Source organism: Pseudarthrobacter sp. MOO14 (assembly GCF_058267675.1).
This window is the reverse complement of record NZ_CM177849.1, coordinates 1616077-1639710: the sequence shown is the minus strand read 5'-3', so window position 1 is coordinate 1639710 and position 23634 is coordinate 1616077. Positions and strand designations below refer to the sequence as shown.

General features: G+C 67.7%; 21 protein-coding genes. 14 read left to right on the top strand and 7 right to left on the bottom strand.

What is annotated here, in order from left to right; all coding sequences use genetic code 11:
- Positions 1-33 precede the first annotated feature (33 nt).
- Positions 34-726, bottom strand: a complete 693-nt coding sequence (locus tag AC4EEV_RS07735) for a GNAT family N-acetyltransferase (RefSeq protein WP_491330578.1) — start codon at positions 724-726, stop codon at positions 34-36.
- Between the two features lie 126 nt (positions 727-852).
- Here AC4EEV_RS07735 and trhO point away from each other — a divergent pair, with 126 nt between their 5' ends.
- The gene (trhO, locus tag AC4EEV_RS07730; protein ID WP_026264601.1) at positions 853-1749 is read left to right on the top strand and encodes an oxygen-dependent tRNA uridine(34) hydroxylase TrhO; all 897 of its coding nucleotides are present in this window, start codon (positions 853-855) and stop codon (positions 1747-1749) included.
- A 9-nt stretch (positions 1750-1758) separates the two neighbouring features.
- Here the strand turns inward: trhO and AC4EEV_RS07725 are convergent, their stop codons facing one another.
- Positions 1759-2322 (bottom strand): DUF6023 family protein, encoded by a 564-nt coding sequence (locus AC4EEV_RS07725; protein ID WP_491330577.1) that lies wholly within the window; start codon positions 2320-2322, stop codon positions 1759-1761.
- Positions 2323-2373: 51 nt separating this feature from the next.
- Positions 2374-2844, bottom strand: coding sequence for a DUF6023 family protein (locus tag AC4EEV_RS07720; protein ID WP_491330576.1), 471 nt, complete (start codon positions 2842-2844; stop codon positions 2374-2376).
- 43 nt (positions 2845-2887) lie between these two features.
- Here AC4EEV_RS07720 and AC4EEV_RS07715 point away from each other — a divergent pair, with 43 nt between their 5' ends.
- The 5 genes from AC4EEV_RS07715 to proC all read left to right on the top strand — a co-directional run bounded on the left by AC4EEV_RS07715 (position 2888) and on the right by proC (position 9927).
- Positions 2888-4525 carry a DUF7059 domain-containing protein gene (locus AC4EEV_RS07715; protein WP_491330575.1) on the top strand — a complete coding sequence of 546 codons (1638 nt, stop codon included), beginning with the start codon at positions 2888-2890 and terminating at the stop codon, positions 4523-4525.
- A gap of 123 nt (positions 4526-4648) precedes the next feature.
- Positions 4649-7375 carry a type I DNA topoisomerase gene (topA, locus tag AC4EEV_RS07710; RefSeq protein ID WP_018761827.1) on the top strand — a complete coding sequence of 909 codons (2727 nt, stop codon included), beginning with the start codon at positions 4649-4651 and terminating at the stop codon, positions 7373-7375.
- A 56-nt stretch (positions 7376-7431) separates the two neighbouring features.
- Positions 7432-7851, top strand: coding sequence for an SseB family protein (locus AC4EEV_RS07705; protein WP_018761826.1), 420 nt, complete (start codon positions 7432-7434; stop codon positions 7849-7851).
- Positions 7852-7858: 7 nt separating this feature from the next.
- Positions 7859-8848, top strand: a complete 990-nt coding sequence (locus tag AC4EEV_RS07700; protein ID WP_109045173.1) for a Ppx/GppA phosphatase family protein — start codon at positions 7859-7861, stop codon at positions 8846-8848.
- A 245-nt stretch (positions 8849-9093) separates the two neighbouring features.
- Entirely contained in the window at positions 9094-9927 is an 834-nt protein-coding gene (proC, locus tag AC4EEV_RS07695; protein ID WP_018761824.1) for a pyrroline-5-carboxylate reductase, read from the top strand.
- Between the two features lie 54 nt (positions 9928-9981).
- Here proC and AC4EEV_RS07690 read toward each other — a convergent pair whose 3' ends face one another.
- Complete coding sequence (locus AC4EEV_RS07690; protein ID WP_018761823.1) at positions 9982-10620, bottom strand: potassium channel family protein; 639 nt, start codon at positions 10618-10620, stop codon at positions 9982-9984.
- A 40-nt stretch (positions 10621-10660) separates the two neighbouring features.
- Complete coding sequence (locus AC4EEV_RS07685) at positions 10661-12094, bottom strand: TrkH family potassium uptake protein (RefSeq protein ID WP_491330574.1); 1434 nt, start codon at positions 12092-12094, stop codon at positions 10661-10663.
- 105 nt (positions 12095-12199) lie between these two features.
- Between AC4EEV_RS07685 and AC4EEV_RS07680 the strand changes: the two genes are divergently transcribed.
- The gene (locus AC4EEV_RS07680) at positions 12200-13411 is read left to right on the top strand and encodes an acetoin utilization protein AcuC (RefSeq protein WP_285319561.1); all 1212 of its coding nucleotides are present in this window, start codon (positions 12200-12202) and stop codon (positions 13409-13411) included.
- 80 nt (positions 13412-13491) lie between these two features.
- Positions 13492-14115, top strand: coding sequence for an ArsR/SmtB family transcription factor (locus AC4EEV_RS07675; RefSeq protein ID WP_018761820.1), 624 nt, complete (start codon positions 13492-13494; stop codon positions 14113-14115).
- Between the two features lie 16 nt (positions 14116-14131).
- Here the strand turns inward: AC4EEV_RS07675 and AC4EEV_RS07670 are convergent, their stop codons facing one another.
- The gene (locus AC4EEV_RS07670) at positions 14132-15472 is read right to left on the bottom strand and encodes an alpha-hydroxy acid oxidase (RefSeq protein ID WP_491330573.1); all 1341 of its coding nucleotides are present in this window, start codon (positions 15470-15472) and stop codon (positions 14132-14134) included.
- Between the two features lie 68 nt (positions 15473-15540).
- On the opposite strand from AC4EEV_RS07670, the gene AC4EEV_RS07665 reads away from it, so the two are divergent.
- Positions 15541-16245, top strand: coding sequence for a FadR/GntR family transcriptional regulator (locus AC4EEV_RS07665; RefSeq protein WP_018761818.1), 705 nt, complete (start codon positions 15541-15543; stop codon positions 16243-16245).
- Here AC4EEV_RS07665 and AC4EEV_RS07660 read toward each other — a convergent pair.
- The gene (locus AC4EEV_RS07660; protein ID WP_109045178.1) at positions 16242-17276 is read right to left on the bottom strand and encodes a LacI family DNA-binding transcriptional regulator; all 1035 of its coding nucleotides are present in this window, start codon (positions 17274-17276) and stop codon (positions 16242-16244) included. The two genes, AC4EEV_RS07665 and AC4EEV_RS07660, sit on opposite strands and share 4 nt — an antisense overlap.
- A 353-nt stretch (positions 17277-17629) precedes the next feature.
- On the opposite strand from AC4EEV_RS07660, the gene AC4EEV_RS07655 reads away from it, so the two are divergent.
- From AC4EEV_RS07655 to AC4EEV_RS07635, 5 genes are read left to right on the top strand one after another with little or no spacing between them, the layout of a single operon-like run.
- Positions 17630-19057 (top strand): Gfo/Idh/MocA family protein, encoded by a 1428-nt coding sequence (locus tag AC4EEV_RS07655; RefSeq protein ID WP_018761816.1) that lies wholly within the window; start codon positions 17630-17632, stop codon positions 19055-19057.
- 9 nt (positions 19058-19066) lie between these two features.
- A complete protein-coding gene (locus tag AC4EEV_RS07650; protein WP_018761815.1) occupies positions 19067-20032 on the top strand; it encodes an NAD-dependent epimerase/dehydratase family protein in 966 nt (321 codons plus the stop codon).
- Positions 20029-20934, top strand: coding sequence for a 5-dehydro-4-deoxyglucarate dehydratase (locus tag AC4EEV_RS07645; protein ID WP_018761814.1), 906 nt, complete (start codon positions 20029-20031; stop codon positions 20932-20934). The genes AC4EEV_RS07650 and AC4EEV_RS07645 overlap by 4 nt, the downstream gene beginning before the upstream one ends.
- Positions 20934-22037, top strand: a complete 1104-nt coding sequence (locus AC4EEV_RS07640; RefSeq protein ID WP_491330572.1) for a mandelate racemase/muconate lactonizing enzyme family protein — start codon at positions 20934-20936, stop codon at positions 22035-22037. The genes AC4EEV_RS07645 and AC4EEV_RS07640 overlap by 1 nt, the downstream gene beginning before the upstream one ends.
- Positions 22038-22071: 34 nt before the next feature.
- Positions 22072-23523: an aldehyde dehydrogenase (NADP(+)) gene (locus AC4EEV_RS07635; protein ID WP_491330571.1), complete on the top strand. Its 1452-nt coding sequence runs from the start codon at positions 22072-22074 to the stop codon at positions 23521-23523.
- The last annotated feature ends 111 nt before the right edge of the window (positions 23524-23634 follow it).

The following is a 23634-nucleotide window of genomic DNA, read 5'->3' as shown; positions in this document are numbered from 1 at the left end:
GTTCGCCAAACGCACAACCGGGCCGTGGCACCCTCAGCTGAGCGAAAGATCCGCTCCGTCATGGGACGCCGAGAGCATCAGGACGCGGGCCACCGTGGTCCAGCCCAGGTGTGAGTACAGCTTCTGTCCGTCAGTGGACGCCAGCAGGAGTCCTGTGCGCACGTCGTGGCCGAAGGCCTGTGCCGCCAAGGCCCGCATGATGAGGCTGCCCAGGCCCCTGCGCTGGAATGCGGGCTCGGTGATGATCTTGTCGAACACCGCGGTATCGCCCACGACGAATACCCTTCCGCTGGCCGCGATCTCGTCCCCGGAGCGGACCTCTGCGTAGTGCACGCCATCCCGCTCGAACGTGGACAGGCTCAGGTCGTCGTCGGAAAGCCATGGATCCTCGGCGTCCTGGGTCTCCATGTCCACGATCATCATCGTCTGCGAATCGGAGGTGACGTTCAACCCGTGCTTGGCCGCCAGGCCGGTGAACCGGGCGGGATCGTGCGTAAGGATGGTCAGCACGCGGGCGGGCGCCTCGGCAGTCGTGGCGGCGAGGGCCGCGAATTCGTCGGGGCTGGGTTCGGACGCAAAAACTTCCCACTCACCGCTGGTATCAGCCCGGAGCACGGCCGGGAACCGGCCCTGCGTCGAGGTCCGGTAGCCGCGACATCCGGCCCAGCCCGCAACCCACACCTGAAAAAGGCCAGTGATGTCTTCAACCAGGGTTTCCTGACTCATGGCATGAAGACTATTCCAGCAGGATCGCAAGCAACAGGGGGTGGCCCAGTGCTTATGGAATTGTGATGCGCCCCCGCTCCCGGGCCGGCGGTAACCCTGCTCCGGGCCGGCGGTACCCTTAAATACGTGGCTTTGAACCGAATTGTGCTCTTTTACGGCTTTACCCCTATCGCGGATCCGGACGCCGTGCGGCTTTGGCAGCGCGCCCTCTGCGAGAAGCTCGGCCTGACCGGCCGCATCCTTATCTCCAAGGACGGAATCAACGCCACGGTGGGCGGGGAAATCGGCGCGGTCAAACAGTACGTCAAGACCACCCGCGAGTACCCGGGGTTCCGGGGCATCGACGTGAAGTGGTCCGACGGCGGCGCAGAGGACTTTCCCAGGCTCAGCGTCAAGGTGCGGGACGAGATCGTCTCCTTCGGTGCGCCCGGAGAATTGACCGTCGATGCCAATGGAGTGGTGGGCGGAGGCAAGCACCTCAAGCCCGAGGAACTGCACGAACTGGTGGACGCCAAGAAGCAGGGCGGCGAGGACGTGGTGTTCTTCGACGGCAGGAATGCCTTTGAGGCCCAAATCGGCCGGTTCAAGGACGCCGTGGTCCCCGACGTCGCCACCACGCACGACTTCATCAAGGAACTCGACTCGGGCAAGTACGACGACCTCAAGGACAAGCCCGTGGTCACCTACTGCACCGGCGGCATCCGCTGCGAGGTCCTCTCCAGCCTGATGGTGAACCGCGGCTTCAAGGAGGTCTACCAGCTCGACGGCGGCATTGTCCGCTACGGCGAGGCCTTCAAGGACCAGGGGCTCTGGGAAGGCTCACTCTACGTCTTCGACAAGCGCATGCACCTCGAGTTCAGCGAGGACGCCAAGACGATCGGCCAGTGCGCCCGCTGCTCGGCACCCACCAGCAAATTCGAGAACTGCTCCAACCCCAGCTGCCGGACCCTGACGCTGTACTGCGCCGGGTGCGCCTCCAGCCCGGAGACGCTCCGCTGCCCCGAAGGCTGCGCCGCTGCCTGAGCCCGCACGTCAAAGCCTGCGGAGCCGGAACGCATAGTTCGCCGCGCTGCCCGCTTCCAGCCGCACCGTCAGGACGCTCCGGGTGGAGAGATAGAAGACGTTCTCCCGGTTGATGCCGCAGCGAAGGCCAAGATCCACCAGCGTCACGTCCTCGGTGCTCACCGTGAACGCCACCCGGCGTTGGCTTCGGCAGGCCAAGGCCAGCGAGTATGTGCCGGCCTCCAGGGCCGGTGATGCCACGGTCCGCACTTCGCCGGACCCCAACAACCCGGCATCGGCCTGGACCTCGGGTGCCGTACCCTCCGGCAGGGCACGGGACACCCAATCATCGAGGTCGGCGCCGCTGACCGGGTCCTGTTGCAAAGGATCGCGGGTGAACGCTGGAACCGGGGCGATGGTAGTGCCGCCCTGGACGGCACCGGCCCGGCCGTCGTCGTACGTATATTCGCAGCCTGCCAGGGCACCTGCCGCAAGCACCAGTCCAAGGGCGACGGCGGCCGCGGGCTTCGGTGCCCGCGGCGCCCGTGCTGTCCCTCGGGGAAGGGGCGCGGAGAACCTCCGCACACTGGGCATAGTCCGACTGTATGCCCGCGACGGGCGCCGGGCCAGAGCCGGAAACCGGTGTTATTGCGCCGGGGCCAGCCGGTACGCGTAGAGCAGCGGGGCGTCCACGCTGGAGCTGCTGATTTGGACCCGGCCGCCGGCAGGCAGGTTGATCCTGGTGGTCTCGGCACGGCCGTTGCAGGCCGCACCCGCTTCGGTGACGGCCTTGCCGTCCAGTGACACCGCGAAGAACGCCTTGCCGGTGCCGGCACACACCGCCGTGAGCGTGTAGCTGCCGGCAGGAACGGAAGCTGCTTCCTGCACGAGGTGGTCCCGGTTGAGGATCTTGCCCGAATCCTGAAGCACCACGTCCGCCGGGGACGTGGGCAGCGCCGTGGCCCGCCACTGCGGAACATCCGCGGCCTCCACCGAGCCCGCAGGCGAACACCCTGCGACGGTGAGCCCAAGGGCTGCGGCCACCAGTACCGCCGGCAGCGTACGGCGTACCGCGGCGGTGCGGGCGCGCGGAAGGAAGGTCAGGCGGGAAGGCATGCTTCCACCGTACCCCGCTGCCGGGCCGGACTAAACTTGAGCGGTGCCTAAATCCCCGTACGAGTTCACCGCCGGCAACACTCCCGACGCACCCCGCAGCGACCTTCCCGGGCTGCTGGCGGCGCTCGCCGCAGACCTCCGCAGGATCGACTACACGCTCGACGGCGTCGCCCGGCTGCTGGGGCCCACGGCCTCCGCGGCGCTGAACCGGGACCAGGTCATTCCCGCCATGCTGGCAACCGCGCAGGCAGTGCAGCGCACCGCAGCGGCGGCGCCCCTTGCCGCCGTCGTCCGGCTGTGGCTCCTGGCCGAGCCGCAGGAACGGGAAACGCTCGACGCCGCGCTGCCGGGCATCGGCGTGGAAGGGCTCCTGGAGCTGGGGCTGGTCCAGCCCGTCCCCGGCACGCCCCGCATCACGGCCAAAGCCGACCTGCGCCCGTACGGCTGGGATGCCAACCCCGACGGCAGCGGCGGCGCTGAACTGTGGGTGGCCAGCGACCTCGCGGCCCACCAGCAGGCAGGAGTCCTGCGGCGCGACCATGTCCTGGGCATCGGGCAGGCGTCCACCACGCTGGTGCAGACCACCGTCCGGCAGCACACCGAACGCGCCCTGGACCTGGGCACGGGGTGCGGCATCCAGGCCTTCCACCTGCTGCACCACTGCCAGCACGTGACCGCCACCGACATCTCCGAACGCGCCCTGGCCTATGCCCGCTTCAACATCCTGCTCAACGCCGAGGCACTCTCCGTGGACCCGGACCGGCTCGAGGACCGGGTGAGCCTGCGCCTGGGTTCGCTGCTGGAGCCGGTGGCCGGGGAGGAATTCAGCCTGGTGGTGTCCAACCCGCCGTTCGTGATCACGCCGCGCAGTGCCGGAGAGGACGCGGCCGGCCAATTCACCTACCGCGACGGCGGTCTGCCGGGCGATGAGATCGTCGCGTCCCTGGTGGCGGACCTGCCCGGCGTCCTGGCGCCGGGCGGTGTGGCCCAGCTGCTGGGAAACTGGGAAGTCCCTGCCGGCGCCAACTGGGATGAGCGGCCGAGGTCCTGGGTGCGGGCAGGCACCGACGCCTGGTTCATCCAGCGGGAGCAGGTCAGCCCGGAACAATACGCGGAAACCTGGCTGCAGGACGCCTCCGAATCCCGGGACCGGGCACACTACCGGGACGCCTACGCCGCGTACCTCGCGGATTTCGGGTCCCGGAACGTCGCCGGGATCGGCTTTGGCATGGTGTGGCTGCGGCGCCCCGCTGCGGCCGGGCAGGAAACCATCAGCCGCTTTGAGGAAATCACATACCCCATCGAGCAGCCCATCGGACCCCACCTGGGCGCCGCCGTCGAACGCAGCGACTGGCTGGCAGGGCACGATCTCGCCGGAACGCACCTGCTCGTGGCCGACGACGTCACCGAGGAGCGCCACCAGCGCCCCGGCGCCGAGCACCCCGGCGTGATCCTGCTCCGGCAGGGCGCCGGGCTGCGCCGCACCAACCTGATGAGCACCGAGCTGGCCGGGTTCGTCTCGGCGTGCGACGGCGACCTGGCCGCCGGGCAGATCGCCGCGGCCCTGGAGGCCCTCCTGGGCGGCGAGGCCGGGTCGTTCCAGCGCTTGCTGCTTGCCGACGTGGCCAACCTGGTGCGGGACGGCTTCCTCATTCCGGCCGTGTTTCCGGCCGAACAGTAAGCCCCCTTATGCTCCAGGCCGCGCCCCGTCTTTTCCACATGAATGCGCACGATTCCCCAAAATATGGTGAACTAGGCGAACATGGGCTCATCTGCCCCAGCAACCTTTTTCTGTAGGAGCACCGTGCCAAGCAAGGCCAAAACCGGCAAGAAACTCGTGATTGTGGAGTCTCCGGCCAAGAGCAAGACCATCGCCAAGTACCTCGGCGAGGGCTTCATCGTAGAGGCCTCCATTGGTCACATCCGCGACCTGCCGCAACCGTCCGAACTCCCCGCCGAGCTGAAGAAAACGTCGGTGGGCAAGTTCGCCGTCGACATCGACCACGACTTCAAGCCCTACTACGTGGTGTCTCCGGACAAGAAGAAAAAGGTGACCGAGCTCAAGGCTGCGCTCAAGGACGCCGACGAACTTTACCTCGCAACCGATGGGGACCGCGAAGGCGAAGCCATCGCGTGGCACCTGCTGGAAGTGCTCAAGCCCAAGGTTCCGGTCTACCGGATGACGTTCGGCGAAATCACCAAGGAAGCCATCCAGCGCGCCATGGGCAACCTGCGCGATGTTGACCAGGACCTGGTGGATGCGCAGGAAACCCGCCGCGTGCTGGACCGCCTGTACGGCTACGAGATCTCCCCGGTGCTGTGGCGCAAGGTGGCCCGCGGCCTGTCCGCCGGCCGCGTGCAGTCCGTGGTCACGCGCATGGTGGTGGACCGCGAACGCGAACGCATGGCCTTCAAAGCCGCCTCCTACTGGGACCTGACCGGCCAGTTCGGCGCGGACTCGGGCTCGTTCAAGGCCAAGCTCGCCGCCGTTGACGGCGCCAAGGTGGCCAGCGGCCGCGACTTCAATGACAACGGCGAGCTCACCGCCAAGAACGTGGCCCACCTCAACGAGGAGCTTGCGACGTCCCTCGCCGCCGGGCTCCAGGATGCGGACTTCCGCGTCCGCTCGGTGGACACCAAGCCGTACACCCGCCGCCCGGCCGCGCCGTTCACCACCTCCACCCTCCAGCAGGAGGCCGGCCGCAAGCTGCGCTTCTCCTCAAAGAGCACCATGCAGGTGGCCCAGCGGCTCTACGAAAACGGCTACATCACCTATATGCGTACGGACTCGTCGGCGCTGAGTGACGAAGCCATCACCGCGGCGCGCCGGCAGGCCTCGGAGCTCTACGGGCCGGAATACATTCCGCAGTCCCCGCGCGTCTACTCCAACAAGGCCGCCAACGCGCAGGAAGCGCACGAGGCCATCCGCCCGGCAGGAGACTCCTTCCGCACGCCGGCCCAGGTTGCCAAGCAGCTCTCCGGGGACGAGTTCCGCCTGTATGAGCTCATCTGGAAGCGCACCGTGGCGTCCCAGATGGGCGATGCCAAGGGCTCGACGGCGACCATCCGCCTGGGTGCCATTGCCGCCGACGGGCGGGACGCCGAGTTCTCCGCCTCCGGCACCGTCATCACCTTCCCCGGCTTCCTGGCCGCCTACGAAGAAGGCAAGGACGAGACCCGCGGCGATGACGAGTCCGACGAAGCACGCCGGCTCCCGAACGTGGCCAAGGACGACTCCCTCACCGCCGCGGACATCCAGGCGGTAGGCCACGAAACCTCGCCGCCGCCGCGCTACACGGAAGCGTCCCTGACCGCCGAACTGGAAAAGAAGGGCATCGGCCGCCCGTCGACGTACGCGTCCACGATCTCCACCATCCAGGACCGCGGCTACGTCCGGAAGCAGGGCTCCGCGCTGGTGCCCAGCTGGATCGCGTTCTCGGTGATCCGGTTGCTGGAGCAGCACTTCAGCGACTACGTGGACTACGAATTCACTGCCGACATGGAAGGCGACCTGGACAAGATCGCCAACGGCCAGGAGGCGGGAGCTTCGTGGCTCCGGCACTTCTACTTCGGCGAAGACTCCGACCCCGGCCTGTTGAGCATCGTCAACAACCTGGGCGAGATCGATGCCCGTGAGATCAACTCCATCCCGATCACCGACGACATCACCTTGCGGGTGGGCAAGTTCGGCCCGTACCTGGAAAGTTCGGCAGCCGTCGTTGATCCCAAGACGGGCGAGATCGTGGAGTCGGCCCGGGCCAACGTGCCCGAGGACCTGGCCCCGGACGAACTGACCGCAGCCAAAGCCATTGAGCTGATGGAGACTGCGGCGCCGGAGGAGCGCGTGCTCGGTGCAGACCCGCACACGGGACACACTGTCGTGGCCAAGAACGGCCGCTACGGCGCCTACGTCACCGAGATCATCCCGGAAATGACCGACGAAGACCTGGCCAAGCAGCCGGTGGAGTACTACAAGAACGGCAAGCCCAAGCCGCCCAAGAAACCGGTCAAGGCCAAGCCGCGCACGGGTTCGTTGTTCAAGTCCATGACCGTGGAGTCCGTGACGCTGGACGAAGCCCTGCAGCTCATGAGCCTGCCTCGCGCGCTGGGCGAGGACGCCGAAGGCAACCTCATTACCGTGCAGAACGGCCGGTTCGGTCCGTACCTGAAAAAGGGCACGGATTCGCGCTCGATCGGATCCGAAGAGGAAATCTTCACCATTACCCTGGAGCAGGCGCTGGAGATCTATTCACAGCCCAAGCAGCGCGGCGCCCGTGCCGCCGTGCCGCCGCTGGCCGAGTTCGGTCCGGACCCGGTGTCGGAGAAGAACATCGTGGTGAAGGAAGGCCGGTTCGGTCCGTACATCACCGACGGCATCACCAACATCACGGTTCCGCGTGCCACCTCCCTGGAGGAACTCACCCGGGAACAGGCCGTGGAACTGTTGGCCGAGAAGCGCGCCAAGGGCCCGGTCAAGCGGACGGCCACCCGCAAGGCACCCGCAAAGAAGAAGGCAACGGCCAAGAAGTAGTTAGTGCCTGGCCGGCGCGTTTGCGCCGGCCACCGGATCGTGATCGGGTAGACGGTATGACTGAACAGCCCGCGCACACGGATCTCCAGCCGCTTAACGACCTTGAGGAGAAGCTCGCCACCGGTGGGCAGGAAGACGCCAATCCTGTTGACGTCATCCTGTCCTTCCTGAACAGCGAGGTCTACATCATCAGCTCGGACACGGTGGAAGGCGTGGACTCCCAGGTTGAGCCGCTGGTCCTTGCCAACGCCGACGGCCGCCCCGTCCTCGCCGTGTTCTCGCACCCCACCCGGGTGGACCAGCAGTACCTGGAAGCCGCACCCAACGTGCTGGGCACGCAGGGTGCAGCCATCATCGCCAACCTTGGCGACGAACTGGGCATGGTGATCAACCCCGGCGCCGCCTACGGCTTCGAGATCGATCCTGAAGGCGTGGCGAACATCCGGCGCGACTTCAAGCGCGCCGACGAGCAATAATGTCCCCATGCGTCTAGGCGTCCTCGACATCGGGTCCAACACCGTCCACCTGCTCCTGGTGGACGCCCACCCCGGTGCGCAGCCTGTCCCGTTTGCGTCCCACAAGCGGCCGTTGTCCCTGGTCCAGTACCTTGAACCGGACGGCAGCATCAGCGACGAAGGACAGCATGAGCTGACCGAGTTCGTCCTGGAGGCCTGGGAATTCGCGGCCCGGCACAAGGCCGAAGACCTGCTGGCATTCTGTACCTCGGCCATCCGCGAGGCCACCAACGGCCCCGCCGTCCTGGCCCGGGTCAAGCACGAGACCACGGTGACCCTCCAGGAACTCACCGGGAGCGAAGAAGCGTCCATGACGTTCTTCGCGGTGCGGCGCTGGCACGGGTGGGGCGCCGGCCCCATCCTGAACCTGGACATCGGTGGCGGCTCCTTTGAAATGGCCTTCGGCCAGGACGAGCTTCCTGAGGTGGCCACCTCCGTGCCGCTCGGCGCCAGCAGGCTCACCCGCGACTGGTTCCCCGAGGACCCGCCGTCGGCCAAAAGCGTCAAGGAACTGCGGCGCTACATCAGGGCCACCCTCAAACCTGCTGTCCGGGAATTCGACGGCCTCGGCCGGGCCAACGTGGTGGCAGGCACCTCAAAAACGTTCCGCTCCCTGGCCCGGATCGCCGGGGCCGCGCCCAGCGCCGAAGGCCCCTACGTCAAGCGCGAACTGCACGCCTCGGACCTGGGGATCTGGACCCAGCGGATCTCGGCCATGAGCTCCGAGGACAGGCTGCATCTCCCCGGTGTATCCGAAGCACGGGCGCACCAGCTCCTTGCCGGTGCACTGGTGGCCGAAGCCGCCCTGGAGATGTTCAAGTTCAAGAAGCTGCGCATCTGCCCCTGGGCTTTGCGCGAAGGGCTCATCCTGCGCCGCCTGGACCAGCTGGTCTTCGCCGGGCCGCTGGAACCGGCGCCCCATGTGGCCGCGTCCCGCCCGGTGGAACCTGCCCTCTAGCAACCAAGCGTTCGGCCGGGCAGCGACACCAGCCGCGCTTAAATGCGGAAGCACCGGGGCCGGCAACAGGAAAATGGGGGAAAACCTGTTGCCGAGCCACCGGTGCCCTGGCAGGCATCCCCATGCCTGCCGCATCACTCGCACCCTCAATGAGGTAATAACTACGTTAGGACCCCAAGTTGTGCGCTGCCTGCGCTGAACATGGGAGTTGCCTGTGAATGCATGCGTACTGCAATGATGGAGGCATGAGCAACCGAATTGCATTCCTTGGCTGTGGATCCATGAACGAGGCCATTCTTGCCGGCCTGCTGGAGGCCGGGACGGACCCCGGGGATGTGGTGGCCACCGTCCGCCGCGCGGAGCGCGCATCGGAACTCGCCGAACGGTACCCGGGCATTACCGCGATCGCCGGCGAGGAAGAACCAGACAACAACAAACAGGCCACCAAGGGATCCGCCGTCGTCATCCTTGGCGTCAAACCGGTGGGAATTGCTGACCTGGCCCGGGAGATCGGCCCGGCCCTTTCGCCGGATGCCGTGGTGGTCAGCGTTGCCGCGGCAGTATCCATCGCCCAGCTCGAAGCCGCGCTCCCCGCCGGCCAGCCGGTCATCCGGACCATGCCCAACACGCCGGCAAAGCTGGGCCGCGGCGTGGTGTCCGTCTCGCCGGGAACCCACTGCACTCCCGAGCAGCTCCGGAAGGTCAAGGACATCCTGCAGGGCGCCGGGACGGTGGTCGAAGTGCCCGAAGAGCAGGTGGATGCGCTGTCAGCGATCAGCGGCTCGGGCCCGGCGTACGCCTTCTACCTGGCCGAGGCCATGGCGTCGGCGGGGGAGGAGTTGGGCCTGGACCGCGAGCTGTCCCTGCTCCTTGCCCGCGAAACGGTGGCCGGCGCAGGCTTCATGCTCGCCGAACCGGGGGCGGATCCCTCCGCGCTGCGCAAAGCGGTCACCAGCCCCAACGGCACCACGGAACGGGCCATCGCCACGTTCGACGAACAGGGCATCCCGGCCATCATCGCCGCCGGCGCCAAGGCGGCAGCGGACCGGGCGGCGGAAATCACCAAGCAGCTTGGGTAACGGAGGTTGGGCATGTCGAAATCCGGTTTCAGCAAGCCCAACCACCGGGGGACCTTATGGCCGGGCGGCGAACCGTTCCAGCAGGTCGACGTGCCCGGAGACAATGAGCATGTCCCGCGAGGACACCTTGGTCTCGGGCCGGGCGTAGGTGAAATCCTCGCCCGGGGACTTCACGCCCACAATGGTCACACCGTACTTGGAGCGGACCTTCGACTCGTCCAGCGTGAACCCCACGGTCTCGCGCGGCGGGTACATCTTCACAATGGCGAAGTCGTCGTCGAACTCGATGAAGTCCAGCATCCTGCCCGAGACCAGGTGCGCTGCCCGGACTCCGGCGTCGGCCTCCGGGTAGATCACGTGGTTGGCCCCGATCCGCGTCAGGATCTTGCCGTGCGAGGGGGTGATTGCCTTGACCCAAAGGTGTTCGATTCCCAGGTCCACCAGGTTGACAGTGATCAGCACGGAGGACTCGATGGACGTCCCCACCCCCACCACCGCGGAACTGAACTCCTGCGCGCCCAGCTGGCGCAACGCGTCGATGTTGGTGGCGTCAGCCTCCACCACGTGGGTCAGGAGCGGGGCCCATTTCTGCACCAGGTTCCGGTCGCGTTCGATCGCGAGTACTTCCCGGCCCTGTTTGACCAGCTGCTCTGCCGTGGATGATCCGAAGCGGCCCAGCCCGATCACCAGCACCGGGGCGTTGTGGGCGGGGCGCCGCGGGGCGTCTGTGGAACTAGCCAATGATGGGCCTCTCTTCGGGGTAGTGGTACAACTGGCTGCGCTGGCGCAGGGCCAGGGCGGCTGCGAGGGTCACGGTTCCCACGCGGCCCGCGAACATCAGGGCCGCGAGGACATAGACGCCGGCAGGGGGCACCTCGGCGCTGAGGTTGGTGCTCAGGCCCACCGTGGCGAACGCGGAAATGGTTTCGAACAGCACCCGGTCAAGCGACTGGCCGCTGATGGCCAGGAGCAGGAAAGCGGACACTGACACCAGGGTGGCGCCGGCCACGATCACCGAGATGGCCACCCGCATGCTTCCTTGCGGGATGGTCCTGCCGTAGACCTTGACGTCCGCGTCACCGCGGGCCTCCGCGACGATGGCCAGGAACATCACGGCGATGGTGGTGACCTTGATGCCGCCCGCCGTCGACGCGGAACCGCCGCCGGCGAACATCAGGGCGTCCGTCAGCAGCATGGTGGTGGAATCCATATGGTTCTGGTCCACCAGGTTGAAGCCGCCGGAACGCGTCATGACGGAGGCGAACAGCGCGTGGGTGATCTTGTCGCCCACATCCATGGTGCCGATGGTCCGGACGTTGTCCCACTCCATCAGCGCCCAGAGGAACGCCCCGGCCACCAGCAGGATCAGCGATACCTGGATGGTGAGCTTGGTATGCAGGTTCCACTTTTTCCAGTTCAAGCCGTTCTGTTGGAGGACCATCACCACGGGGAAGCCCAGGCTGCCCAGGAAGACGCCCACCATCAGCGGGATAAGGATCCACAGGTCCGTCTCGTAGGGCACGATGCCGTCCGAGTGCGGGGTGAAGCCGGCGTTGTTGAACGACGAAATGGCATAAAAGATGCCATGCCACACCGACTGCCAGAAGGGCTCGCCCAGGGTCAGGAACCGGGGAACGAGCGCCAGGGCCAGGACGCCCTCGATGACCACGGAGGTGGTGATGACGATCCGGAGCAGGGTGCCCACCTCACCGAGGCGGCCGGCGTTGTTCATGGATTCGGCGGCAATGATCTTCCCGCGCACCCCCAACCGCTTGCTCACCATCAGCGCCAGCAGCGAGGCCAGCGTCAAGGTACCCAACCCGCCGATGAAGATGCCCACCAGGATCACCAGCTGGCCGAAGAAGGACCAGTGCACCGCCGTCGACACCACCGTTAGTCCCGTCACGCAGACGGCCGAGACGGCGGTGAACAGGGCCTCGTGGATGGGGGTGGCGGTTCCGTTGGCCGAAGCCATGGGCAGGGACAGCAGGAACGTGAACACCATGCAGACCGCGGCGAACGCCGTCAGGGCAAGCCTGGCAGGGGAGGTGTTGGCGATGTCGTCGATGAAGTCGCGAAGCCGCGTGAAGATCCAGAGGCCCTCCCGCTCCTGCGCTGGGGGGTGCCAGCTGGCCGGGGTCCGGGGCCTTGACTGGCTCTGCGTCATGTGTGGCTTTTCCTCGGTCGAAACTGCTTCCCCCAGTAGTAAACCACTAAAGCCCGGCTTCATGGCCCGGCTGGGAGTCCGGCGGGCTCGGGTAGCCTGTGATTGATGACATATCTGCCCGGTCTAAGCCAGCCCGCGCCGCCGACGATGGTGGCGTGGAGCCCTGACATGACTGCCTACAACTTTGGTCCGGGCCACCCCATGGCACCGGAACGGATGGACCTGACGGCCCGCCTGGCGCGCAGCCTGGGGCTCTTCGACCTGGACCATGTGGACGTGCAGGCGCCGGAGACCGCCTCCGACGCGGAACTGGAAGCGGTTCACTCGGTGGATTATGTCGCGGCGGTGCGCAGGGTCAGCGCCGACCCCTCCCGGCCGGACGAGTCCCGGGGGCTGGGGACCGAGGATGACCCGGCTTTCGCGGGAATGCATGAGGCCGCGGCGCGGCTTGCCGGCGGATCCCTGATGGCCGCCCAGGGCGTGCTGGAGGGCTGGGCCGTGCATGCGGTCAACTTCGGCGGCGGCATGCACCACGCCGCCCGGGACCGTGCCAGTGGATTCTGCATCTACAACGACGCCGCCCTTGCCGTCCAGCGGCTCCTCGACGGCGGCGTGGGAAAAGTGGCCTACATCGATGTCGATGCCCACCACGGCGACGGAACGCAGAACATCTTCTGGGACGATCCCCGGGTCCTGACGCTCTCGCTGCACGAAACAGGACTGACCCTCTTTCCCGGAACAGGGTTCGCCAACGAGATCGGCGGCCCCGCAGCGGAGGGAACAGCCGTCAACGTTGCCCTGCCCGCCGGCACCGGGGACGCCGGCTGGCTCCGGGCGTTCTACGCCATCGTGCCGCAACTGGTGGGCGCGTTCGAACCGGAGGTCATCGTGAGCCAGCACGGCTGCGATTCACACCGCAGCGACCCCCTCACCCACCTCAACCTCAGTGTCGACGGGCAGCGCGAGGCCGCGAACGCCGTCGCAAACCTGGCCGAACGGTTCTGCGGGGGCCGGTGGATCGCCACCGGCGGCGGCGGCTACAACGTCCTGGATGTGGTGCCGCGGTCCTGGAGCCACCTGGTGGCGATCGCCGCCGGGCGGCCAGTGCCGCTGCGCACCGCCGTCCCGGAAGACTGGCGGCTCTATGTGGCGGAGAAATTCGGGACCGTGGCCCCCGCGCTGATGGGGGATGACGTGGAGCTGTGGTGGCGGTCCTGGGAAGTGGGCTTCGACCCCAACGACGCCGTGGACCGTACCGTCATGGCGACCCGCAAGGCGGTGTTCCCCTTGCACGGGCTGGACCCCTGGTTCGACTAGCGGCTCCGGTGGTGCACCGGAGCAGTGGGGTACCGAAATAGTTGATGCCTTTCGGCGTATATGTCGCTAGGGTGGGAGGCATGGTGACAGACGACGTATTTGCCGTCATAGCGGAATCCACCCGGCGGGAGATCCTGGTGGCCCTCCGGGCGGGGGACAAAGCAGTGGGGGAGCTGGTGGAGGAACTGGACGCCAGCCAGCCCACCATTTCCAAGCACCTGAAGGTCCTGCGGGAAGCGCAGCTGGTCAGCATGCGCGCGCAGGGCCAGAAGCGGTACTACGCCTTGAACCGGGGTCCGCTGGAGGGCATCGCAAGCTGGCTGGAGACGTTCGACGTCGGCACGGCCGCCAAAGCTGCCTCCTCGCCAACCAGCGCCTCACCAAAGAACGGCGCCGCAGGGAACACCGCATCAGCGGCGAAGGGCAGGCCAGCGGCGGCCGCCGCGGCGGGCCTGGCGGAGGCACCCGCCGCCGTCGTGCCGGGGCATGTGGCGCCTCGCCAGGAGGACGCCGCGGCGGGCGTCCTGGCGCGCGAGGGAGCAGAACTGAGTCCCGCCGTCGTCATTCCCGGCGGAACAGCAGCCCCGTTGAGCGATGACAGCGTTCCGCAGCAGATCGGACGCAGTGTTGGCCGCGCGGCCACCAAAGCCGCGGACCTGTTGGCAAACCTCCCCAACCTGCCCAAGTTCGGCCGCAAGAAATAGGGTGGACGCCGGCGGCTCAGTGCTTGCCCAGCAGCCGCACGTGGTCCGGCGTGAGCCCCGAAACGGAACTGACGCCCAGCAGCGCCATGGTGCGTGCCATGTCCTTTTCCAGGATCTCCAGGGCGCGGTCCACGCCGGCCCGTCCGCCGGCCATCAGGCCGTAGAGGTAGGCGCGCCCAATCAGGGTGAAGTCCGCGCCAAGGGCAAGGGCGGCCACGATGTCGGCGCCGCTCATGATGCCGGTGTCCAGCATGATGGCCGCGTCCGTGTGGTCCTTGGTGAATGCCTCCTTGACCTCGGGGAGCAGGTGGAACGGGATGGGGGCCCGGTCCAGCTGGCGGCCGCCGTGGTTGGAGAGCACCACGCCGTCTGCGCCATGGTCCACGACGCGGCGGGCGTCCTCCACCGTCTGGATGCCCTTGACCACCAGGTTGCCTTTCCAGGTGTCGCGCAGCCAGTCCAGGTCCTCGAAGGTGAGCGTGGGATCGAACATGGAGTTGATCAGGTCCGCCACGGTGCCGGTGTAGCGCGAGAGCGACGCGAAGGTCAGCGGCTCGTGGGTGAGGAAGTTGAACCACCAGGCCGGCCGGTAGGAGGCATCCAGGACAGTCTTCAGGGTCAATGCCGGCGGGATGGTCATGCCGTTGCGGACGTCGCGGAGGCGGGCACCGGCCACGGCTGTGTCCACGGTGACCATGAGGGTGTCGTTGCCGGCCTTGGCGGCGCGCTCGATCAGTTCCAGCGAACGGTCGCGGTCCGTCCACAGGTACAGCTGGAACCAGTTCCGGCCGTTGGGTGCGGCTGCTGCCACGTCCTCAATGGACGCGGTGCCCATGGTGGAGAGCGTGTAGGGGATGCCCGCTGACTCGGCGGCCCGGGACCCGGCGTATTCGCCCTCGGACTGCATCATCCGGGTGAATCCGGTGGGGGCGATGCCGACGGGAAGCCGGGACGGTTTGCCGAGGATGGTGGTGCTGAGGTCGATGGCAGAGACGTTCCGCAGGATCCCGGGCCGGAATTCGATGTCCAGGAAGGCCTGGCGGGCCCGGCGGAGGGTAATTTCCTCCTCGGCTGCTCCGTCCGTGTAGTCGAAGGGAGCTTGCGGAGTACGCCGCTTGGCGATGTCCCGGAGTTCCCAGATGGTGCTGGCCCGCTTGAGCCGGGCGTCCTTGCTGAACTCCGGCTTCTTGAACTGCATCAGCGGAGCGAGGTCCGAGTACTTGGGCACGCGGCGCTTCAGGGCGGGGGGCACGGCGGACGACGCCGGCGCCCTGGCGGGTGCGTGCGCTGCCGGGATGTCCGTGGTGTCCGGGGCCGGGGCGGCCTCCGGGTTGCCGGGCTGGATGATGTGGGTCATGGCGTCCTCCTGTGGTCCAACCACACTGTAGGCCATGTGGTCCAACCACATCAACTACCATTGGCCGTATGCGAACCCATCAGCTGGTCCTGGCGTGGATCGAGGACCAACTCTCTGCCGGCCGGCTGGCCGTCGGCGGCAGGCTGCCTGCCGAACGGACCCTGGCCGAGCAGCTCACGGTCTCCCGGACGTCCGTGCGGGAAGCCATCCGGATCCTCGAGGCGATGGGCGTGGTCCGCGCGGGTGTTGGGTCCGGCCCCGATGCCGGGACGGTGGTCATCTCCGATCCCACCGCGGCGCTCGGCTCCGCCCTCCGCCTGCACGTTGCCACCCAGCACCTGCCCGTGGCGGACATTGTGGAGACCCGCGTCCTGCTGGAGTCCTGGGCTGCGGGCAAGGCACGGCCGGATGCCCCCGAACTCGACGAGGCCGCGGCCCTGCTGGCCGGGATGGACCAGGCGGAAGGCCTGTCGGTCGGTGACTTCCTGGCCCTCGATGTCCGCTTCCATTTCGCGCTGGCCAACGCCGCCGGCAATGCGGTGGTCAGCGCCATGATGGGATCCCTCCGCGAGGCTATCCAGGGCTACGCCGCAGAGCTGACGTCAAACCTGCCCGACTGGGACGCCACCGCCTCCCGTTTGCGCGCTGAGCACCACGCCATCCTTGCCGCGGTCCGGAAGGGCGACGGCGGCCGGGCGGCGGAACTGGTGGCGGCACACATCGAGGGGTATTACCGGGAAGCGGGCCTGGGGGCCGGGTCCCGGGAACCCTAGCCGTGGACGGCGCTCCGTGGCGCCTTGGCCGGGCCGCTGCTGGCCCGGACTTCCAGCCGCGGCTGGAACCGGCTGCCGGGCACCTCGTTCCCTTCCTTGCGGATCAATGCCCGGAGCTGGTGCCAGGCCTGCTCGCCCAGTTCGGTGATGGGGACGGCCGCGGTGGTGAGCGCCGGCGTCGTGTACTTGGCGAAGGGGATGTCGTCGAATCCGGTGACGGAGATGTCGCCGGGCACGTCCAGGCCCCGTTCATGCAGTCCGCTCATCAGGCCCATGGCCACGAGGTCGTTGAAGGCGAGGATGCCGGTGGCCCCGCTCGCCAGGACCGCGTCAACTGCTTCATGTCCCGTGTCGAAGTCCGAGCCGCCCTCAAGCATGGTGACCTCCACCTGCGGGTGGGCGGCCTTGAAAGCCTCCAGGCCCTTGAGCCGCATGCCGTTGGATGCGCTCCGCGGAGGCCCTGCCAGGAAGGCCAGCCGGGTGTGCCCCAGCTCCACCAGGTGCCCTGCGATGTCCTGGACGCCCTGCCCGTAGTCCACCACCAGGCTGGGCACGTCCGGCGCGTCCGTGGTGCGGTTGATCAGCACCAGCGGGTGCAGGGACGGCGCGATCTCCGTCAGTTCGGCATCGGACATGCGGGGGGCGCAGAGGACCAGTCCGTCGCAGCGGCGGCGCGCTTCGCCGGCCAGGATGGACTCCTCGCTGGAAACCTCGAACGAATCCGCGATCAGCACCCGGTAGCCGTCCTGTGCCGCGGCCCGGCTGAGGCCGCGAAGGATCGCCTGGAACGTGGGATTGGCCAGATCCGGCACCACGATGCCGATGGTGTCCGTCTTTCCCAGTGCGAGGCTGCGGCCCACCGGGTTGGGCTGGTACTTCAGTTCGGCGGCGGCTGCGCGGACCCTGGCGGCGATGTCCGGGTCCACGGTGAAGTTCCCGTTCATGACACGCGAAACCGTGGCGTGTGAGACTCCTGCCTTAACGGCGACATCCGCGATGCCGATCCGGCCGCTTGCCGATTTCCTGGCCATGGGGAACCCTTCTGTCGCGCCACTCCGGACGGATGCTGCCGGCTGCGTTAGGCGCCGTGCCAACAAGCCCCGGGTGGCAGGTGCTTTGGAAGACAGCATATACGGCAGCCGGAAAGCGATTTCTATCCTTTTCCCGGCAGTTTTCCGCCGGGGAGGGCGCCAGCGCTCCGCGCTTGCTCAGAAAACGCTTTCTGTTAGCGCCCGGAGTGGTTGACGGATGGGCGGGCGGGTTGATACAACTTCTATAGCGAACTGAGAAAACGCTTTCTCAGGCAGGTGCAGCAGAGTGCCACCGCCGAACCGCAGCGGCCGCCCCGGCGGCCGGGCAATGAGCTTTCGAAAGGGACCCCCACATGGTCAACACAGCCGAGACGACGTCGGCCGCAGCTGCTCCCCATACGGCTGCCGGCAGCCCCACCTCCGACGGCCGCAAGGCGCGCCTTGCCCTGGTGGGCACCGGAGGGCGTTCTGAAATGTACATCCGCGCAGTGTTCGGCAAGCACGCCGACACCGCGGAACTGGTCGCGTTCTCGGACGTGAACCCCGGCCGCGTGGAGTTCTACCAGGGCCTCATCCAGGAACTCGGCGCTCCCGGCCCCATTGCCTCGTTCGATCCGGCGGACCTGACGGCCTTTATCCAGGCCAACCACATTGACCGCGTCGTGGTGACCACTCCGGACTACACCCACGCCGACTACATCGTCGAAGCCCTCCGGGCCGGCGCGGACGTTGTGGTGGAAAAGCCGCTCACCATCGATGCCGAGGGCTGCCGCCGCATCACCAAAGCGGTCCAGGAAACCGGCCGCAATGTGGTGGTGACGTTCAACTACCGCTACTCGCCCCGCAACAGCGCCCTGAAGGAGATCATCCAGAGCGGCGTGATCGGCAAGGTCACCTCGATCGACTTCAGCTGGGTCCTGGACACGGTCCACGGCGCTGACTACTTCCGCCGCTGGCACCGCGAGAAGAAGAACTCCGGCGGCCTGCTCATCCACAAGGCGTCCCACCATTTCGACCTCGTCAACTGGTGGATCGACGACGTCCCGGAGCGCGTCTTCGCCTCCGGCGGCCTGAAATTCTATGGCGACAAGAACGCCGCCGAACGCGGGCTGGGCCCCCGCCCCGAGCGCGGAACGCCCGACGCCGGTGCGCCCGCAGGTGACAAGGACCCGTTCGCGCTGGACCTCCGCGAGGACGAACGGCTCAAAGCGCTCTTCCTGGACAACGAACACTACGACGGCTACCGCCGCGACCAGGACGTCTTCACCGGAGGCATCACCATCGAGGACAACCTGGCACTGGTGGTTGAGTACCAGGGCGGGCCGCGCCTGAGCTACTCCCTGAACGCGCACAGCCCGTGGGAGGGGTACCGGGTGGCGGTCAACGGCACGGAAGGCCGGGCTGAGCTCGAAGTGGTGGAACGCGCCGCCGTCCTGCACAGCACGGACAAGAAGACAGTGGTGGACCCGAGCGCAACCCCCGTGGAGGAAGAGGACGCCGTCCGCCGCAACGGCGAACGGCTGGTGGTCCAACGCCACTGGGAGGCCGCGTACGAGGTCCCGATCGTCAATGGCGAAGGCGGCCACGGCGGGGGCGATGAGCTCCTGCTCTCGGACCTCTTCAACGGCCCGGGTGAAGACCCGTTGGGCCGCCCCTCCGGCTACCTCGACGGGCTGCGTTCGGTATCCGTGGGCATCGCCGGCAACCAGTCGCTCGAGACCTCGCTGCCCATCCGCGTGGAGGACCTGGACCTCGGCGTCGATCTCCGCCGCGGCAAGTAGGGACGAACCATGAGCAGGATATTCGTTACCGGCGGCTCCGGCCGCCTGGGACGCAGTGTTGTCGCGGGGCTCGCCCAGGCGGGCCACGAGGTGGTCTCTGTGGACCGGGACGCCGTGCCCGCCGGCCAGCTGCCGCCCGGCGTCGTGCAGGAAACCGCCGACCTCCTGGCGCCGGGCGAGGCGCTGCGCCTCCTCCGGGAGTCAAGGCCCGACGCCGTCATCCACCTTGCAGCGATCGCCGTCCCTTTCAGCGCGCCGGAGGACGTCATCTTCGCCACCAACACCAGGCTCGCCTTCGCCGTGATCAGCGCGGCTACCGAGCTTGGCGTCCCGAAAATCATCACCGCCAGCAGCCCCACCGTGCTCGGTTATGGCTCGCCCGCGGGCTGGCTTCCGTCGTCGTTCCCGCTCGATGAGCGGACGCCGCCGAAGCCTTGGAACGCCTATGCGCTGTCCAAGCTCATCGCCGAACAGACAGTGCAGATGTTCGCCGCTGCCCAGGGTGAGCGGATCCGGTATGCGGCATTCCGCCCATGCTTCGTGATCTCACCGGAGGAATGGGAGGGGGCGCCCACGCAGCAGGGCCACACCCTGGCTGAACGCCTGGCCGATCCCGCCCTCTCCGCACCGGCCCTGTTCAACTACGTGGACGCCCGGGATGTGGCGGACTTCCTTGACCTGCTGCTCCGGAAAATGACGGATATTCCCAACGGCGAAACCTTCTTCGTCGGCGCCGCGGACGCCCTGGCAACCGCGCCGCTGGCCGAGCTCATGCCCCGCTTCCTGCCGGGCAGCGAAGACATCAGTGCAGGCCTGACCGGGACCAGCCCCGCGTTCTCCATCGCCAAGGCACAGGAACTCCTGGGCTGGCAGCCGCGGCGCAGCTGGCGCACCGAACTCACGTCCCGCCACACCCTCAACGACGAGGCTTCCGCGCTGGTCACTGCCGGCGGCGGAAGCAAGGAGACACCATGAAATTCGACGGCGTACTGTTTTTTCCCGTCACCCCGTTCACGGCCGAAGGCGCCGTTGACGTCGCACTGCTCAAGGAACACATCGCCTCCCGGCTGCCCTACGGCCCGGGCGGCGTCTTCCCTGCCTGCGGCACTGGTGAATTCCATGCCCTCAGCATCGACGAGGTCCGCACCGTGGTGGCGGCCGCCGTCGAGGTCGTCGCCGGAAAGGTCCCCGTGGTGGCCGGGGCGGGTGGACCGCTGGGCCACGCCCTCGCTGCCGCCCGGGTGGCCGAGGAAGCCGGCGCCGACGCCCTCCTGGTGCTTCCGCCCTACCTGGTGACCGGACCCACCGACGGCCTGGTGGCCTACATCGAGGCTGTCGCCGATGCCAGCAGCCTGCCGGTCATTGTCTACCACCGCGGCAATGCAAAGTTCACCGCCGCGTCCATGGCGAAGCTGGCCGCCAATCCCAAGGTCATCGGCTTCAAGGACGGCCTGGGCGACGTCGGCCTTGCCCAGGAAATCGTGTCCGCCGTCAAGGCTGCCGGCCGGGAGGAGTTTGCGTTCTTCAACGGCCTGCTCACGGCGGAACTGACGCAGGGCGCCTACCGGGGCCTGGGGATCCCGCTGTATTCGTCGGCAGCATTCGCGATGGCGCCGGAGATCGCCAAGGCGTACTACGACGCCTACGTATCCGGGGATGAAGACCGCCGCAATGCCTTGCTGGAGGGCTTTTACGCGCCGCTGGTCCGCCTGCGCGACCAGACGCCCGGGTTCGGCGTCTCCCTGATCAAGGCCGGCCTGCGCCTGGGAGGCCTTCCGGTGGGCCCCGTGCGGCCGCCGCTGGTGGATCCCACGGAGGAGCAGCTCGTGGAGCTCAAGGCCATCCTGGCCAAGGGCTACGAGCTGGCCGGACACTGATGAGCGCACCGGCGGCCGAAACCGTCCGCACCGTCCCGCGCATCACCGGCCTGTCGACGAGGCTCCTTACCGTTGCGCTGCGCCGCAGCTGGGGCGCGGAGGCACCGGAGAACCACGTGATCGCCACCGAGATCTCCACGGACGACGGCGGCACGGGCTTTGGTTTCTCCTGGACGCCTACCATCGGTCCCCGGGCAGTCAAGGCGTTGCTTGACCACGACATCGCCCCTTTCGTGACCGGGCTGCCCGCAACCCCCGAGGGTGTGTGGGACGTGCTCTGGAAGCGGCTGCACGAGGCCGGCGGCGGAGGGCTCACCACCATTGCCATGGCCGGTGTGGACCTTGCATTGTGGGACCTGCAGGCCCGCCGTGCCGGCATGTCCGTCACGGGCCTGCTGGGCCAGCGGCAGGAGTCAGCCGAGGTTTACGGTTCCGGCGTGAACCTGCACTACACCCTGGAAGAGTTGGTGGCGCAGGCCGAACGCTGGGTTGCCGCCGGCCACCAGGCAGTGAAGATCAAGGTGGGCAAGCCGGACCTCCGCGAGGACCGCGAACGCGTTGCCGCCGTCCGTTCCGTCCTGGGCCCGGACCGCAGGCTCATGATCGACGCCAACCAGCGGTGGGACCTGCCCACCACCTTCCGGGCCCTCGACGTACTGGCCGAATTCGGGCTGGAATGGCTGGAAGAACCTCTCCGCGCGGACGACCTCTGGGCCTACCGAAGGCTCCGCAAACATTCGCCGGTGCCCATTGCCCTTGGCGAAAACCTGCACACGATCTACCGGTTCCGCGATTTCATCGAGGCGGAGGCGGTGGACATCATCCAGCCCAACATCATCCGGGTGGGCGGCATCACCCCGTTCCGGCGGATCGTGGAGCTGGCACGGACCCACAGCATCAAGGTCATGCCGCACCTGCTGCCGGAACTGTCCGGGCAGCTGGCATTGACCTTGGCGGAGCCCACCATGGTGGAGGATGTCGAGGAGGCATCCTTCGAACAGTTGGGGATCCTGGCCGGGCCATCGCCGGTGAGGTTCGCCAACAGCAGGGTGGCCCTGGCGGACCAGCCCGGACTGGGCTTCCGTTTCCGGGACGCACCGTAACCACCGACGCACATCCACAGAACAGGTACCTGACGTGACAACTGCAACGCTTTCCCTGTCCGAACTCACCGCCGCCGCGACGGAGGCAGCCCGGACCGCTGCTGCGGCCACCGATGCCGAGCGCGCCGCGTGGCTTCACGCGGTGGCGGACGCGTTGGACGCCAACGCGGCCGAACTGGTGGAACTCGCCGATGCCGAGACCAGCCTGGGTGTCCCGCGCCTGACGGGGGAAGTGGCCCGCACCACAGGCCAGCTGCGCTTGTTCGCACGCGTGATCACCGAGGGCTCCTACCTTGAAGCCATCATCGACCACGCGGACCCGTCCTCCACCCCGCCCAAGCCGGACCTGCGCCGCATCCTGCGGCCCATCGGGCCGGTGGCGGTCTTCTCGGCGTCGAACTTCCCGTTCGCCTTCTCCGTGGCAGGCGGGGACACGGCCTCGGCCCTCGCCGTCGGCTGCTCCGTGGTTGTCAAAGCCCACTCAGGGCACCTGCGGCTCTCCGAGCGGACCGCCGGGATTGTGGCTGAGGCGCTTCGCGGCGCGGGTGCCCCGGAAGGCCTGTTCGCCCTGGTCAGCGGCCGCGAGGTGGGAACGGCGCTGGTCCAGGACCCCGCCATCAAGGCCGTGGGCTTCACCGGGTCCATTCCCGGCGGCCGCGCCCTGTTCGACCTCGCCACCTCCCGCCCGGATCCCATCCCGTTCTACGGAGAGCTGGGCAGCCTCAACCCGGTGGTCATCACCGCGGCAGCACTGAAGGCCCGCTCCGCGGAACTCGCCGCCGGCCTGGCAGGCTCCTTCACCCTTGGGGCCGGCCAGTTCTGCACCAAGCCGGGCCTGGTGTTCATCCCAGCCGGAACCTCCTTCGCAGCCGAGGTAGCGGACGCCAGCAAGGACAAGCCCGCGGCCGGGATGCTGACCAGCCGCATCGCCGAAGCCTACCCGGACGGGCTGCGCAGCTTCGCAGCCGTGGAGGGCGTGCAGGTGGTGGGCGGCAGCGTTGACCAGGACGCGGCAGCCAACGGGGCTGCCCCGGTGGTGTTCGCCACCACCGCGGCCAAGGTCCTGGAGCGACCCGGGCAGCTGCTTGAAGAATGCTTCGGGCCCACCACCATCCTCATCGAGTACAAGGACCAGCAGGAACTGTCTGCTGTCCTGGCGGAGGTTCCCGGCAGCCTGACGGCCACCGTGCACGCAGAGCCGGAGGAGGACATCGCCGCCCTGGTGGAGCAGCTCGCCGGCCTGGCCGGCCGGGTCCTGTTCGATGGCTGGCCCACCGGCGTCGCCGTGAACTGGGCCCAGCAGCACGGCGGCCCGTACCCTGCCACCACCTCGCTGTTCACCTCGGTGGGTGCGACGGCGGTCCGCCGCTTCCAGCGCCCCGTCGCCTACCAGGACGCCCCGGAAAGCGTCCTGCACCCGGCGCTCCGTGACGACAATCCGCTGGGGATCCCGCGCCGTGTGGATGGGGAACTGCGGCTCCCGTAACAACGCCCGCTCACATACTGCAGCTAAACACGAAACGCCCGCTCACTTATGGCCGTAAATACGGCCATAAGTGAGCGGGCGTTTCGATTAAAGCTGCAGTATGTGAGCGGG

Bases quoted from the DNA above. Each gene is read 5' to 3' on its own strand.
- AC4EEV_RS07735 (WP_491330578.1), bottom strand. From the start codon at position 726: ATGAGTCAGGAAACCCTGGTTGAAGACATCACTGGCCTTTTTCAGGTG.
- AC4EEV_RS07725 (WP_491330577.1), bottom strand. From the start codon at position 2,322: ATGCCCAGTGTGCGGAGGTTCTCCGCGCCCCTTCCCCGAGGGACAGCA.
- AC4EEV_RS07720 (WP_491330576.1), bottom strand. From the start codon at position 2,844: ATGCCTTCCCGCCTGACCTTCCTTCCGCGCGCCCGCACCGCCGCGGTA.
- AC4EEV_RS07705 (WP_018761826.1), top strand. From the start codon at position 7,432: ATGACTGAACAGCCCGCGCACACGGATCTCCAGCCGCTTAACGACCTT.
- AC4EEV_RS07700 (WP_109045173.1), top strand. From the start codon at position 7,859: ATGCGTCTAGGCGTCCTCGACATCGGGTCCAACACCGTCCACCTGCTC.
- proC (WP_018761824.1), top strand. From the start codon at position 9,094: ATGAGCAACCGAATTGCATTCCTTGGCTGTGGATCCATGAACGAGGCC.
- AC4EEV_RS07685 (WP_491330574.1), bottom strand. From the start codon at position 12,094: ATGACGCAGAGCCAGTCAAGGCCCCGGACCCCGGCCAGCTGGCACCCC.
- AC4EEV_RS07680 (WP_285319561.1), top strand. From the start codon at position 12,200: ATGACATATCTGCCCGGTCTAAGCCAGCCCGCGCCGCCGACGATGGTG.
- AC4EEV_RS07675 (WP_018761820.1), top strand. From the start codon at position 13,492: ATGGTGACAGACGACGTATTTGCCGTCATAGCGGAATCCACCCGGCGG.
- AC4EEV_RS07670 (WP_491330573.1), bottom strand. From the start codon at position 15,472: ATGACCCACATCATCCAGCCCGGCAACCCGGAGGCCGCCCCGGCCCCG.
- AC4EEV_RS07665 (WP_018761818.1), top strand. From the start codon at position 15,541: ATGCGAACCCATCAGCTGGTCCTGGCGTGGATCGAGGACCAACTCTCT.
- AC4EEV_RS07660 (WP_109045178.1), bottom strand. From the start codon at position 17,276: ATGGCCAGGAAATCGGCAAGCGGCCGGATCGGCATCGCGGATGTCGCC.
- AC4EEV_RS07655 (WP_018761816.1), top strand. From the start codon at position 17,630: ATGGTCAACACAGCCGAGACGACGTCGGCCGCAGCTGCTCCCCATACG.
- AC4EEV_RS07650 (WP_018761815.1), top strand. From the start codon at position 19,067: ATGAGCAGGATATTCGTTACCGGCGGCTCCGGCCGCCTGGGACGCAGT.
- AC4EEV_RS07645 (WP_018761814.1), top strand. From the start codon at position 20,029: ATGAAATTCGACGGCGTACTGTTTTTTCCCGTCACCCCGTTCACGGCC.
- AC4EEV_RS07640 (WP_491330572.1), top strand. From the start codon at position 20,934: ATGAGCGCACCGGCGGCCGAAACCGTCCGCACCGTCCCGCGCATCACC.